At 55.4% G+C, this 13730-nt stretch carries 11 protein-coding genes; 5 read left to right on the plus strand and 6 right to left on the minus strand.

Annotation, left to right across the window (positions count from 1 at the left end; all coding sequences use genetic code 11):
- Positions 1-37: 37 nt before the first annotated feature.
- Positions 38-1999 carry a CASTOR/POLLUX-related putative ion channel gene (locus ABA45_RS16445; RefSeq protein WP_048387957.1) on the minus strand — a complete coding sequence of 654 codons (1962 nt, stop codon included), beginning with the start codon at positions 1997-1999 and terminating at the stop codon, positions 38-40.
- Positions 2000-2105: 106 nt separating this feature from the next.
- Positions 2106-3827, minus strand: a complete 1722-nt coding sequence (gene dauA, locus ABA45_RS16450) for a C4-dicarboxylic acid transporter DauA (RefSeq protein ID WP_048389189.1) — start codon at positions 3825-3827, stop codon at positions 2106-2108.
- 111 nt (positions 3828-3938) lie between these two features.
- Here dauA and ABA45_RS16455 point away from each other — a divergent pair, with 111 nt between their 5' ends.
- Complete coding sequence (locus tag ABA45_RS16455) at positions 3939-4964, plus strand: ChaN family lipoprotein (protein WP_084708375.1); 1026 nt, start codon at positions 3939-3941, stop codon at positions 4962-4964.
- A gap of 8 nt (positions 4965-4972) precedes the next feature.
- Here the strand turns inward: ABA45_RS16455 and ABA45_RS16460 are convergent, their stop codons facing one another.
- Positions 4973-6040, minus strand: coding sequence for a beta-N-acetylglucosaminidase domain-containing protein (locus ABA45_RS16460; protein ID WP_048387959.1), 1068 nt, complete (start codon positions 6038-6040; stop codon positions 4973-4975).
- A 664-nt stretch (positions 6041-6704) separates the two neighbouring features.
- Here ABA45_RS16460 and ABA45_RS16465 point away from each other — a divergent pair.
- From ABA45_RS16465 to ABA45_RS16475, 3 genes are all read left to right on the plus strand, one after another.
- Positions 6705-7781 (plus strand): TRAP transporter substrate-binding protein, encoded by a 1077-nt coding sequence (locus tag ABA45_RS16465; RefSeq protein WP_048387961.1) that lies wholly within the window; start codon positions 6705-6707, stop codon positions 7779-7781.
- Positions 7782-7883: 102 nt separating this feature from the next.
- Complete coding sequence (locus ABA45_RS16470; protein WP_048387963.1) at positions 7884-8429, plus strand: TRAP transporter small permease subunit; 546 nt, start codon at positions 7884-7886, stop codon at positions 8427-8429.
- A complete protein-coding gene (locus tag ABA45_RS16475; protein ID WP_048387965.1) occupies positions 8426-9721 on the plus strand; it encodes a TRAP transporter large permease in 1296 nt (431 codons plus the stop codon). Before ABA45_RS16470 ends, ABA45_RS16475 begins: the two co-directional genes overlap by 4 nt.
- Positions 9722-9773: 52 nt before the next feature.
- On the opposite strand, the gene ABA45_RS16480 is transcribed toward ABA45_RS16475, so the two are convergent.
- Positions 9774-10247 carry a Dps family protein gene (locus tag ABA45_RS16480; RefSeq protein ID WP_048387967.1) on the minus strand — a complete coding sequence of 158 codons (474 nt, stop codon included), beginning with the start codon at positions 10245-10247 and terminating at the stop codon, positions 9774-9776.
- Between the two features lie 175 nt (positions 10248-10422).
- Positions 10423-11865: a dihydrolipoyl dehydrogenase gene (locus ABA45_RS16485; protein ID WP_048387969.1), complete on the minus strand. Its 1443-nt coding sequence runs from the start codon at positions 11863-11865 to the stop codon at positions 10423-10425.
- 121 nt (positions 11866-11986) lie between these two features.
- Between ABA45_RS16485 and ABA45_RS16490 the strand changes: the two genes are divergently transcribed.
- Entirely contained in the window at positions 11987-12658 is a 672-nt protein-coding gene (locus tag ABA45_RS16490; RefSeq protein ID WP_048387971.1) for a LysE family translocator, read from the plus strand.
- Here ABA45_RS16490 and ABA45_RS16495 read toward each other — a convergent pair.
- Positions 12603-13685, minus strand: a complete 1083-nt coding sequence (locus ABA45_RS16495) for a 3-deoxy-7-phosphoheptulonate synthase (RefSeq protein WP_048387972.1) — start codon at positions 13683-13685, stop codon at positions 12603-12605. The genes ABA45_RS16490 and ABA45_RS16495 overlap by 56 nt on opposite strands.
- Positions 13686-13730: the final 45 nt, after the last annotated feature.

A 13730-nucleotide genomic window follows, 5' to 3' on the forward strand; every position in this document is an offset into this window, starting at 1 on the left:
AATCCACAGCAGACAGCCTCGGTGATGACGGTAAGTATTAATCAGATACCTGGTCTGTTAAACACAAAATCACCAACCGGTCTCCAGGCTTAACATCAAGATAATCCCGCCTCGGCGGGTTTAGCCTCAGATGCCGACCCTTGGCATCCGCCTGGCTTCGATAGATGCCAAGCGCTATTTCGCCCTCTTTCGCCAACGTTCGTTCCAGCAACTGAAAATCAACGCTAGCCGGAAGCGTGTAATCGCCCGGGTCCCGAAATTGAATTTCCGCACCACCCACCGTGAAGAGCTCATCCAAGACCACTCGCAACTCTCGCCTCAGGGCCACCTGAGCCAGAACATGGCTGAGTATCATCGGGCTGATCAACATTTCGCTGCCGTGGTTGTACAGCAAATGGCTGTTGTCCGGATCGCTCAGTTCCATGATCAACTGCGGACGCCGTAGTTGATCCGCCAGTACATCTTCCAATTGTAAATAACCCACCATGGTGCGGGCGTCAGCTTCTTCGCCGGAGGCAAGGCGATCGCTGCTCAGCAGCATCACTGTGTCGTAGGCCGCTGGCTGCAATTGGCGCAGCTCGGCTTCAACCATATAATCGGCTTCGATGTGCTGAACAACCATGTCTACCTTTTTCCCCAGATGGCGCCGGGTCCGCTCGTCGCGCTCCGCCGCGCCGACAACCGAAATCACATCCACTTGAAACGGCCGATAGTGGTAACTCGACAACTCCGCCAGCAGGCTGGGCACCCGTCGATTCCAGCCCAACACCAGTATTCTCTGGAGTTTCTGCACCGGCGCGGCGGTCACTATCCGTGGGCAACCACGCTGAACCACGGGTAACGGCAGCAGCTTGGGGTTGAGGTCGGTTTCGGCGTAAAACCGCGCCATCATGATCACCCGGTCTTCTTCGTTAATCACACTGTCTGTTGGCGCCATCAACCAAACTTTCCACTGTTCACCCTGGCGTTTCAGCAGGCCCAACACAATCGCCAGCGGACGCTGCGCGGCCACCTCAGCGAGGGTCATGCCAACCATCGTTTCGCCACCGCGCACATACAGTTCGTTACCGTCGCCAGCGGTGAGCAGTTCGTTATAAATTTCCGACAGGCCCGGATGCAAGATATTCTGCGCCATCAAACGGCTTATGGTGGCATCGCCGGCCACCACTTCTACCGCACCGGGATAGGCTCGTTGGATCACCGGCAATTTTCGCAAGTCCTGAATCTCGGCCACGACATAAGGCAGTGGCACGTTGTATTGGCGTGCCTGAGCGGCAATCGACAGCAGCGCTTTGACGATTTCCACATCCCGCGTTAGCAGGCTGCCGGCGTCTATATGGCCGCTGGGCACAATAACTGCGGCGGCATCCAGACACGCAACCCTATGCAGGGCGTCGGGCTGAATGGGTGAACCGCTGCGCAAAATGATCTGCCGCGCACGACGGCCGATACCGGGCTCCATGCGTAATTCGTGTACCTGCTCCGCACTGGCATGCTCTGAGAGCACTACTAGATTGAGCTGGCCGGCATCGTGCTTCTCCAGAAACCGACGCATACGGCCTGATGCACTGAGCAATTCCGTCAGCAATGGCAGGGTATGCCGGGTCCAGCCCAACACCACAATGTGATTTTTCAGCGTGACCGGAGTCAGGCCCCGCTCCAGTTCCTCCATTTTGGCAATCAGCCAGCGGGTGAGGATGGCAACCAAGGTGCCCATAAACACAACATAACCGCTGACGGTAAGCAGGGTAGATACAAAACGCTGCCAAGCGCCTACGTCATCCCCCAGATAGCCGGGATCTGTCAGGCGCAAAAACGCCCACCAAACGGCCGCGCCTACACTGTCAAATTTTTGCCCGACCGCCAATACCGCAAGTCCGCCAGCAATCGAAATCAGCGCAATAAAGGCGGCAACCACCAATAGCTGGAAACCCGCACCTTTTACCAACTGGCGCTCAACAACGAACTTAATGCGGTCCACAATTCGGAATGGCAGCATGCAAAACCTTTTTTGCTGTTAGCTGGAGCACTTTATTATCAGAGCGCCGTTTATCAGAGCTCCATTTGTTGGAACTCGATTTTATAGCAGGTGATGTTGATAGCGATCAGTGCTCGCCGACTTGCACCAGAGCATCAGCCAGTGTGTGTGTAAAGCGGCTAACACCGTTTACCGGCGCCACCCCTGCACGAGCCAGAGCTCGCAGTGGCTGGAACTGCAAATCGGCAATAATAATACGAGTACCATCGCGCTCGCAGGCAGCCAGGAGCTTATTCAATGCAGACAGACCGCCTGCGTCAAGCAAGGTCACGCCATCCATATACAGTATAAAACCACGGGCGTTTTTGGACAGTGCCGCCAGCTCGCCAAAGATGCGCTCAGCGGCGGCAAAGAACAGCGGCCCGTTGATCTTGAACACCTGCCAGCCGGCAGGCAAATTAGCCTGCGTCACCCGCAGGTTGGTGGATATGTCAGTCACCCGTGTCATCCGCGCCATTTCGCGCATGAACAACACCGCTGCCAGCAGAACGCCTGTGGTAATGGCAATCACCATATCCAGCGCCACCGTCAGGCTAAAGCAGGTCAGGAACACCAGAACATCGCCGCGGGGCGCGGTTTTCAGAAGATGCACGGCTTTTGGCGCTTCGCTCATATTCCACGCCACTATCAGCAGCAACGCCGCCATCGCCGGCATTGGCATGTAAGACAGCACCCCTGCCAACGCTACCAGCGCCAGCACCACCACCAGCGAGTGCACAATTGCAGAAACCGGCGACTCGGCGCCAGCGCGATAGTTGGCGGCCGAGCGAGCGATCGCCGCGGTGGCTGTAATACCACCGAAGAAGGGTGCGATTATGTTGGCCAGACCCTGCCCCAGCAATTCACTGTTGGCACTGTGGCGCTTACCGGTCATGCCATCCAGCACCACCGCACACAGTAAGGATTCAATCGCGCCCAACATGGCAATGGCAAACGCTGCCGGAATCAGAGCCTGAATCAGATTCCAGGACACCACCAGGGGGCTGCCATCGGCACCGGCCCGCTGCCAGGGCAAAATAAACTCGGGCAAGACCGGAGGAATGCCACTGCCACTGGTTCCATCGGCTAATAAATAACTGAAACGCGAACCGATGGTATCGATGGAGGCACCCTGGCTGTTCAGCCACAGCGCCAACAAACTACCGACGATTACAGCGGGCAAATGCGGCGGCACCGCTGTTTTCAACCGCGGCCACAGAAGCATGATCGCCAATGTGACACCGGCTACCAGAGTACTCATGGCATCCAGAGAGGGCACCGCTTGAACCAGCGCAGCCAGCTTTCCCCAATAATGCTCGGGCATGGCCGCAATCGGCAAACCGAACAGGTCTTTCACCTGAAGAGTTGCGATCACCACCGCAATACCGCCGGTAAATCCCAGAGTCACCGGCTCCGGTATGTACTCTATAAAGCGCCCCAAGCGCATAACCGCCATAATTAGAAGCAACACCCCGGACATCACCGTGGCTAGCAGCAAACCGCCCAAGCCGTATTCTTGGGCAATGGGATATAGAATCACCACAAAAGCGGCGGTAGGACCGGAAATGCTGTAACGGCTGCCGCCCGTGAGCGCAATCACCGCGCCGGCAATAATGGCCGTATACAAACCGTATTGAGGGGCCACACCGCTGGCAATAGCCAGTGCCATGGCCAACGGAATAGCAATAATTCCCACGGTAATACCGGCCATTATATCTTTTGCAAAACGCCGGGAACTGTAGGGCTCCTGCACGCAGGCTTCGCGGATCGCGTGGCCTGGGCGCAGGGAAAACAAATGACTGCGGGACATAAACAACTTGCCTGTACGAAGGGCTTCGTCCGGCATTATACTCGCTATACAGGCAGATCGTATTCGGAAAACTTATTAGTAGTGTGCTTACCGCAACGGAATTTCGCGCTTATGTCCACAAGTCTTTGCAACGTTCGTTACCTGATTGGCGCTTTAGTGTTGGCAATAACCGCCGGCTGCGCGACCTCCCCAACCTCACACAACACCTTGAAAGCACCGCTAAACCAGTATCAGGCGCAGATAGTTGACCCGAAGTCTGACACCCTGAATACGTTAACCGTAGAGCAGTTGGCAAGGCGCTTAGCCGACGCCGATGTGGTGGTCGTTGGCGAATATCACGGCCATCATGCCAGCCATCTGCTGCAAGCTCAGCTACAGTTGGCGCTGTTTCAGCAGCAACCCCAACAGATACTGAGCATGGAGCAATTTGAAACCCATCAGCAGGATGCGCTAAACCAGTATCTGGCGGGCAGCAGCGGCGAAAGCGAAATGATTGAAGACACCGGCGCCTGGGACAATTATCGCGCGTCTTACCGGCCGCTGGTCGAGTTCGCTCTTAGCCATCAATTACCCGTGATCGCTGCCAATGCACCGGGTGCCATCGTGCGTTGTGTCGGCCGCGAAGGGCCGCACATCATTGACGATTTATCTCAGGCACAGCGCCAAACCATTGCCCAACAACCGTTTCTGGACACCCCGGCCTACCGGCAACGCTTTGATGACGCCATTGGTGCGAGTCATGGCGGCGACGACGACGACGGCGCTATGAAACAGCGGCTGGACAACAGCTACAAAGCACAGCTACTGCGCGACAACACCATGGCCGAACGCATTTTGCAGGCCCGCCGGGATTACCCGGGCCAACAGATACTGCACATAAACGGCATTTTCCACAGCGAACAACGTCAGGGCGCGGTAGCGTTGCTGCACGCACGTGCTCCAGAGTTGAACATCAAGGTGATCAGCCCGGTTTTCTGGCCCGAAGATGAAGCCATGCCAGAGTTGTCCGACCATCGTACCAATGGTGACTTCCTGTATTTTCTGCAGCCACTGCCCGACGCTTACAAAAGCGACGACCGTCGCAACCGCGCCATGCGCGAGCGTTTCAGCCAAGCCGAACAGCAACCCTGCAACTAACTAACAGATTATTGGGTCGCTACAACTTCGTTGGTAACGGCGTAGTCGCCAGCCAGCCAGCGCAGTAATTCGTCGGCCGCCGGGTGGTCAAAGCCGTCATAGGTATGCACTAAAGCCTGCGTCCGTTCGTCGGACAGGCGCTCCAGACCGGCGTCTTGCAATACCAACAAGTCTGCCTGCAGGCAGTCCGCAAACTCGGTCCCAAGAACCTCCTGCGCGGCTTGATAAAACGCCTTGCCGTATTCGTAATCCGGCCCGAGCTGATAACTCTGCGCCAGGGTAATGGCCGGAATGCAGGTCAGCGTTGGCTGTAGCGCCGGATTAATGGCATGGCCGGCGATGTACGCAGCATTAGCCGCTGGGCGTCCGGTAAAACCGCGCAAGTGCAAGTGGCGCGACATGCGATCGCCATCATTAACCGGGTAGTTGTCCCACAGCAGCGGCTTTCGCCCCAGAAGATCACCCACTCTTTGCAAGTGGCCGGGTGAAATCTCCCGCGAGCACACTTCCTCGCCGGTCCAGAATATCTGTATGGCGGGGTCCAGCGCCTGTCCCAGCGTTTGTAGATAGTCCACCGGGCGCGGGCCAAACACTCGATCCAACACCGGGTCATCCGAGTAATAGGTCGGGCACACACTGATGCGCCGAACCGCGGAGTGTTCGGCAACCCAGTGCACAATATCTGCCTGTGCCTGCGCCGTGTGCGGCCCGCTGCCGTGCATATCGTCAAACAGGATCGCCAGTTCATCCAGCCCCAGCTGGTCAAAAAACGCCAGCTTGCGCGCCAGTGACTGCTGGCCGGCTTCATCAAAATTGTTAAACAGTTCAAACGGGCTCAGACCCACACCAAAACGCACCCCAGCGGCTTTACAGAAGCTGGCGAAGGCAGCCATTTCTGCGGCAGCTTGGGGCGGATGTGGCTCCCGCCAGCGCCGCCTTAAAAACGCATCGGCCTTGGGCGCATAAAGATAAAAACTGTAACCGTGGGGCGCCAGCCTGTGCACCAACTGCCGGCGCTGCTCCCAACTCCATAGCGGGCCATAAAAGCCCTCAATAATTCCTAGCTCTGCTGCCATAACTAATCTCCCTGCGGCTGCCTGCGTTGAACCCGACGTTTGTAATGAATGATGAACACATCGTATAGCGCGGACAAGGTAACCGTATAGCTAAGCCAGATTGCCGAAACGCAAAGCAGACTACTATAAGCCGAATCCGTGACGAGACCGCCCAACCGCAAATGCCATTCTGCTCGCACTGGCTGTCTGTCATAGCCTTTTTACCTACAAATTTCCGTACAGCTTATTCGTTCTGGACTGTTTCTCGATATTTTCTCTGGCTGTGGCAGGGCGCCTGAACTGGCCAGCCAACGGCCCCTTACTCTGGCTCGGAGGGCTTTCTTACAGCCCTTATTTAACACATCAAAATATTGGCTACGGGGTAATTAGCTGGAGCTACAACGCAGACATGCCCGGCTGGTTCGGTATCTGCCTTGCTCTTGGCATCGTTCTGCTTTTCGCCTGACTGAGCCATTACGGCGTTGAAAACCCCGCATTGCGACGTTTCAGGACGTGGCGCGTGCGCGAATATTGCCCGAGCCGTTACAGCGCCTAACACCTATATCTGATACCCTGTATTTGTCGTTTCACCGATTAAAAATACCTGATAATGTAAACTAGTTTTACTGCGTTTATAAAAGAGCGCAGACTCAGCGCACAAAAATTATAAAAGGAAGCAAAAACAATGATGATTCGTTCCATTTTCTCCGCGGCAATACTCGCGGTGGCAACGACCTTTGCCCCTACACACGCACTGGCTCAGGATACATTTACCTTAAAGCTGGCAGAAACCTGGGGACCTAACTTTCCGATTTTCGGTGACGCCACGAAAAACATGGCTGCCATGGCCGAGAAAATGTCCAATGGCCGGCTGCAAATCCGGATTGACTCCTCTAACAAGCACAAGGCCCCGCTGGGCGTGTTTGATATGGTAAGGGCCGGACAATATGACATGGGTCATTCCGCCTCCTACTACTGGAAAGGCAAAGTACCCAACACCCTGTTCTTCACCAGCATGCCATTTGGCATGACAGCACTTGAGCAGTACGCCTGGTTTTACTACGGCGACGGTATGGATCTGATGCAGGAAGTCTATGAGCCTCTCGGACTGAAGTCATTCCCGGGCGGCAACACCGGCGTTCAGATGGGCGGTTGGTTCCGCAAGGAAATCAAATCTGTTGAGGATCTGCAAGGTCTGAAAATGCGGATTCCCGGTTTCGCCGGTGAGGTATTTGCCGAGGTCGGCGTAAACCCGACCAACATCGCTCCGGGCGAGCTTTACACTGCGCTAGAGCGGAACACCATCGATGCTGTTGAGTGGGTTGGTCCAGCCTTGGACCTGCGTCTGGGTTTCCAGCAGATTGCTGACTACTACTACACCGGCTGGCACGAGCCTGCGACCGAGCTGCAGTTCCTGGTCAACCAGAAAGTCTGGGAAGAGCTGCCGGCAGATCTTCAGGAAATTCTGCGGATTTCCATGCGTACCGCAGCCTATGACATGCTGATCCAGTCGCAGCATGAAAACGCCAAGGCCTGGGCAAACATCAAGAGCGAATACCCGAACGTTCAGATCAAGAATTTCCCGGACGATGTGTTCCAAGCCATGTACAAGGCTAACAACAAATTGCTGGCAGAGGCTGCGGCCGGTGATGAGCTTGCGGCGAAGATTATCAAATCTCAGGAAGACTATCTCAAGGACTCACGCGCTTACACAGACATTTCCGAGCGTGCATACCTAAACACCATGGGCACAGTCGAGTAAGATACAGGCCGTAATGGAGCCGGGATCGCTCTGAAGGCGACCCCGGTTTTTTTTGTTTATTAAGATAGAAGGATCGCCAGCCTTTCTGGCCGAGGATCATGAATGCAGTGGATCATAAAGCTTGATGAAGGCTTGGCGCGCTTGTCCAATTTCTGCGGCTGGGTTGCCTGTGTCGCAATGCTGCTGATGGCCGGTAACGTTTTTTACGACGTTGTTGCCCGTTACGCGTTCAACGAAGTATCTATCGGGATGCAAGAGATGGAATGGCACCTCTACTCGGTGGTCTTCCTGTTTGGTATTCCCTATGCCCTGCGCACAGACGGCCATGTTCGGGTTGACGTGCTTTATACGAAATGGAGCAACAAAACCAAGGCATGGGTGAACCTGACAGGCGCTCTGGTATTTGTCGTGCCATTCGCCTATTTGATTGGCCTTTACGGCTACGATTTCGCGCTAGACTCCTACAGCATGGGTGAAGGCAGCGGTGACCCTGGTGGCCTGCCCTATCGCTGGATTATCAAAGCCGTGATTCCAGTCTCAGCGTTTTTTATCGCCATGGCGGGCCTCAACATGGCAACCTTCGCCCTTCGGGTTATGTCTGGTGAAAAACAATACGCAGGTGAACACAGCGCGGGAGGACTCGCATGATTGGCATGATTATGTTCGCTGTTGCCCTCGTCATGCTGATGCTGGGTTTCCCTGTCGCTTTCACTTTTGGCGGTCTTGCTTTGTTCTTTGGTGTGTTTGCAGAAGGCATGGATCTGTTTGCCTTTATGCCTTATCGCATCATGAGCGTTATGCAGAATACTGTTCTGATGGCCGTGCCCCTGTTCATCTTCATGGGCGTCGTTCTGCAGCGTACACGCCTGGCCGAACAGTTGCTTACCTCCATGGGACGTCTTTTTGGCGGCCTACCGGGTGGCCTGGCTATCTCTACTATTCTAGTGGGCGCCCTGCTTGCAGCCTCCACCGGCGTTGTGGGCGCCAGCGTGGTGGCGATGGGCCTGATTTCCCTGCCGGTCATGATGGCTCACAACTACGACAAGCGCCTCGCAACCGGCACCATCTGTGCGGCGGGTACGCTGGGCCAGATCGTTCCACCGTCGATCATTCTGATTATTCTGGGCGATGTGCTTGGGCTGCCAGTCGGCGATCTGTTCAGGGCCGCCGTCGGACCGGGCATGGTTCTTATTGGGCTCTATATTGTTTATATCCTGATAATAACCCGCTTCAAGCCTGAAATGGCTCCGGCCATGCCTGAGGACAGCAGCATTTCCCGTAAAAAGGAAGTTATGAATGCGCTGCTGGCGATCATCCCGCCGTTAGCGCTGATTGTCATTGTGCTTGGCTCGATTTTTACCGGCATTGCGACACCCACAGAATCCTCCGCACTAGGTGGTATTGGCGCTATTGTTCTTTCCATAATCTACCGGCAGTTCTCATTCCAGATGGTTTGGGGTGCATCGAAAGACACGGTCAAAGTGACGGCCATGGTGTTCGCCATCCTGGTCGGTGCAACTGCCTTCTCTATGGTCTTCAGCTACACCGGCGGCGATTACCTGCTGGAAGAGTGGATGCTGGCGCTGCCGGGCGAGAAATGGGGCTTTATCATTTTGGCCATGCTGGTAATTATGGTGCTGGGTTTCTTCATCGATTTTGTTGAAATCTCCTTCATCATCGTGCCCATTCTAGCGCCAGTGGCCGAAGCCTTGGGCATCAACATGCTCTGGTTTGCCATTCTTATCGCCATGAACCTGCAAACCAGCTTCCTGACCCCACCTTTTGGGTTCTCTTTGTTCTACTTGAGGGGGGTTGCACCACCAGAAGTGCGAACGATCGACATCTACAAGGGGGTGCTTCCGTTCATCCTCCTGCAGGTGTTTGTGCTGGCACTGATTGTGATTTTCCCCGAGTGGTTCGGCATGAGTTCCTCTTACTAGCGGATAAAAAAATGGCGGCCATATGGCCGCCATTTTTAACCCCTACCGAGGTTTATTGGCCCAGATAGCTGCGGTACATCCACAAGGTTTTTTCCTGTTCGGCGATGTAATCACTCATCAGCGACGCAGTGCCTTCATCGTCAGCGGCGTTGGCCAAGCTCAACAGTTCGCGCTGCTTACCAATCAATTTTACGAAACTCTCCGCTATGTTCTGCACGGCGTCTTTGCCGTTAGACACGTCTTTTCGCTCAGGAATGTCAGAGCGCTCCATGTAGGTGCTGTAAGCGTGGGCAGGGCGATAGCCCAGAGTCAAAACACGCTCGGCAATTTCATCGATTTTCAGTAACAACGCGTCGTACTGCTCTTCAAATTTGACGTGCAGCTCAAAGAAGTTATCGCCCTTGATGTTCCAGTGATAGCCACGCACGTTCATGTAAAAAATTTGATAGTTAGACAGCAAGTCGTTTAACGAATCCGCCAGCTCCTGAGTTTTCGCAGTATCCAAACCAAGAAAGTTCTTACTCATGTTCGTCTCCTTGACGTTCGATTTTGTTAAACCAGTGTGGCGCCGCGCGCGTTAAAGCGGAAGTTTAACGAGTTGATCACCGCTATAGGGTTAGACTTGGGCCCGCCTCAGGTTAATTTCAAGGCCATGTGGTACCCAAGCTCCATAACAAACGTTCATCTAGACCGGCCAAATGTCATACTCCCGGACCGCAGTCCATGCAGTTACTGTCAGCAGCAGGGCCCATACTAAGTTTACGGCTCAGGTCCTGTAAGGCACTGCGCAGACCTTCTTCAATCACCGGGTGATAGAACGGCATTTCGAGCATTTCACTTACCGTCATTCGGCGCTGAGCCGACCAGGCCAGCAAATGGGCAATGTGCTCGGCGGCAGGGCCAAACATCTCGGCGCCCATAAACAAACCGCTGCCGTGTTCGCCGTATACTCTCAGCAGCCCGCGGTTTTTACCAATCACCCGGCTGCGGCCCTGATCTTCAAAACTGACTTCACCCACCGCGTAATGGCCGCGGCAACGTTCATCCACCTGCTGTATTGTCAGCCCCACCGAAGCGATCTGCGGGTCGGTAAACACCACCGCCAACGGCACCTTGCGCAAACCTGCGCGAACATCCGGGTAACGGCCGGCGTTGTCGCCAGCAATGCGGCCTTCATCAGCGGCTTCGTGCAGCAAAGGCGCTTCGTTGTTAACGTCGCCAACGATGAATATATGGCTGTCACCACAGCGCAGAGTGTAACCGTTGAACACCGGTATGCCTTGGTCATCCAATTGCAGATCCGCGTTTTGTATGTCCAGCCCGTCAATATTCGGGCGCCGACCGGTAGCTGCCAGCAGGCAGTCAAATTCTTCGGTCACGATCTTACCGTCGGCGGTTTTAAAGCTTATGGAGACACCCTCGGCACTGCGCGCAACTGCCGTGACATCGGCGTCGGGGTCCAGCGGGAACTCGCGGTTAAAGGTTTTTAGCGCGTAGTCCCGCAACTGCGGATCTTGCAGCGACCCCAGGCTTCCACCCACGCCAAACATGCGAATGCGCACACCCAGCCGAGCCAGTGCCTGGCCCAACTCCAGGCCAATGACTCCGGGACCAAATACCGCCGCCGAGGCCGGTAAATCATGCCAGTCAAACAAATCGTCATTGACCACCAGGCGGTCTCCGGCTTCTTTCAAAAACCCGGGAATATGGGGGCGCGAACCGGTCGCGATGACGATGCGCTCAGCTGTCACTTCGGTATGGTCACCCACCATTAACCGGTGCGGCGATGCAAAACGCACATTGCCGTGCAGCCGATCTTGCTCAGGATAGTTTTCTGCAGACTTAACAACCGATGCAACAAACCGATCCCGCTCCGATCGCACCCGAGCCATCACCGCCTCACCATCAACCGCAACGGTGGGGCAGGTTATTCCGAAAAGGCCTGTACTGCGGGCTGCGTGAGCCGCATCGGCGGCGGCGATCAGCAGCTTGCTGGGCATACACCCTACACGGGCGCAAGTTGTTCCGTATTGCTTGCCTTCGATTAGCAACACGCTATCGGTATGTTTACGCGCCCGCTGGTAGGCAACCATACCGGCGGTGCCGGCACCAATAATGGCCACCTTAACCTTTCGCTGTTTCATAGCTGCCTCTTTAAGTGCGTATCCTGAACACTCACTATAGCAGCCGTTTGTATTTGGCATATCGATGCGTTGTGTTTCACAATACCGGCCTCTTACCAGATCCACACAAGGAGTCCGTGGCATGAACACGTTCTGGCCAGAATTTCTGATCGTCGTTTTAGTGCATTTTCTGGCGGTCGCCAGCCCCGGACCCGACTTCGCGGTTATGTTGCGCCAGGCATTGTGCCAAACCCGCGCAAACTCGCTGTTAACGGCCGCAGGCATAGGCGCGGGGATTTTAGTGCATGTGGCTTATTCACTGTTGGGCATAGGGCTGCTTATTCAGCAATCGGTGCTGCTGTTCAGCATTTTGAAAGTGATTGGCGCTCTGTATCTGACGTGGATTGCGTTGCAATGCCTGCGTGCCAAGGCCGGAGGGGTTTACGTGGAGGCTGCAAAAGCACCGCATCAAAGCCGCTTGGCCGCGCTGCGCCTGGGCTTTTTGACGAACGCGCTCAACCCCAAAGCTACGCTCTTTTTTGTCTCGCTGTTTTCGGTGATTATCAGTCCCGGCACGCCGGTTATTGTACAAACCGGCTATGGCCTGTACATGGCTTTAGCCACTTTTTTGTGGTTTAGCCTGGTGACTGTGTTCTTTAGCCAACCAAGGGTGCGCAGGGGCTTTAACCGTTTCGGTCACTGGCTGGACCGGCTGATGGGCGGCGTGCTGCTGCTTTTGGCCGGTCAGTTATTGCTGTCTACAGTGAGCGGATCAGAGCCTCTGTCTGCTCCCATCCCAGGCACGGATCGGTAATCGAGCAGCCGTATTGAAGGTCAGCGCCGTCGTTCTGGCGGCCCGGCTGTAAAAAGCTTTCCAACATTAGCCCACAAATGTGGCGATTGCCAGCGCGCCGTTGGGCGACCACATCGCGGGCTATTTCCTGCTGGCGCTCGTGTTGCTTGCAGGCGTTATCGTGGCTGCAGTCCACCATCACCGCCGGATTCAGGCCTGCCTGCTGCAGCGCATGGGTCGCGCGGGCAATGCTGTGACTGTCGTAATTGGTGATACCGCGACCGCCGCGCAAAACCAGATGGGTGTCAGCGTTGCCCTCTGTAGAAATCATTACCGGCGTGCCTCGGGCAGACAGCCCGGGATGATGGTGGCCGTGGGCCGCGGACTTCATCGCATTGGTGGCCGCCGCGATGCCGCCGTCGGTGCCATTTTTAAAACCCACCGGCATTGGCAAGCCGCTGGCCATTTCGCGATGCAGTTGCGATTCAGTGGTGCGGGCACCAATAGCCGTCCAGCTCACCAGGTCCCCCAGGTAATCCATAGCAAACGGGCTCAGCGCTTCCGTGGCTAGCGGCAGGCCGGTGGCCGCCAGATTCAGCAACAACTGCCGCGAGCGCACCAAGCCTTGATGCAAATCGCCCTGCCCGTTGCGCTCAGGATCGTATAACAAACCTTTCCAGCCAACTGTGGTGCGAGGTTTCTCCAAGTAGGCGCGCATCACAATCAACATACGGTCACTAACCTCCGCCGCAAGCTGTTTCAGCCTTTGCGCGTATTCCAGTGCGGCCACCTCGTCGTGAATGGAACATGGCCCGATCACTACCAGCAGGCGGTCGTCCGCTCCATTAAGGATATTACGAATCGCCTGGCGCTGATGTTCAACCTGTGCTTCAAGCTTCGCCACTAGCGGAAAATTCCCGCGCAACTGATCAGGCGTGGGCAAAGCCACCTCGCGGCGACGGGCTGGGGTAATTTTTACCGCATGTTCTGCGTCGCTTTTTACGGCATTCTCTATCGGATTCTCAACAGCAATTAATGGCATATTCATGGCGGTGTGTCCGTTTCCCTGTTCCAAAATCAAAAAACCCCGGCT

It is taken from the genome of Marinobacter psychrophilus (genome assembly GCF_001043175.1).
GTDB lineage: Bacteria > Pseudomonadota > Gammaproteobacteria > Pseudomonadales > Oleiphilaceae > Marinobacter > Marinobacter psychrophilus.

Excerpts from the sequence above, each read along its gene's own strand:
- ABA45_RS16445 (WP_048387957.1), bottom strand. The coding sequence starts at position 1,999 with ATGCTGCCATTCCGAATTGTGGACCGCATTAAGTTCGTTGTTGAGCGC.
- dauA (WP_048389189.1), bottom strand. The coding sequence starts at position 3,827 with ATGTCCCGCAGTCATTTGTTTTCCCTGCGCCCAGGCCACGCGATCCGC.
- ABA45_RS16455 (WP_084708375.1), top strand. The coding sequence starts at position 3,939 with ATGTCCACAAGTCTTTGCAACGTTCGTTACCTGATTGGCGCTTTAGTG.
- ABA45_RS16460 (WP_048387959.1), bottom strand. The coding sequence starts at position 6,040 with ATGGCAGCAGAGCTAGGAATTATTGAGGGCTTTTATGGCCCGCTATGG.
- ABA45_RS16465 (WP_048387961.1), top strand. The coding sequence starts at position 6,705 with ATGATGATTCGTTCCATTTTCTCCGCGGCAATACTCGCGGTGGCAACG.
- ABA45_RS16470 (WP_048387963.1), top strand. The coding sequence starts at position 7,884 with ATGCAGTGGATCATAAAGCTTGATGAAGGCTTGGCGCGCTTGTCCAAT.
- ABA45_RS16475 (WP_048387965.1), top strand. The coding sequence starts at position 8,426 with ATGATTGGCATGATTATGTTCGCTGTTGCCCTCGTCATGCTGATGCTG.
- ABA45_RS16480 (WP_048387967.1), bottom strand. The coding sequence starts at position 10,247 with ATGAGTAAGAACTTTCTTGGTTTGGATACTGCGAAAACTCAGGAGCTG.
- ABA45_RS16485 (WP_048387969.1), bottom strand. The coding sequence starts at position 11,865 with ATGAAACAGCGAAAGGTTAAGGTGGCCATTATTGGTGCCGGCACCGCC.
- ABA45_RS16490 (WP_048387971.1), top strand. The coding sequence starts at position 11,987 with ATGAACACGTTCTGGCCAGAATTTCTGATCGTCGTTTTAGTGCATTTT.
- ABA45_RS16495 (WP_048387972.1), bottom strand. The coding sequence starts at position 13,685 with ATGAATATGCCATTAATTGCTGTTGAGAATCCGATAGAGAATGCCGTA.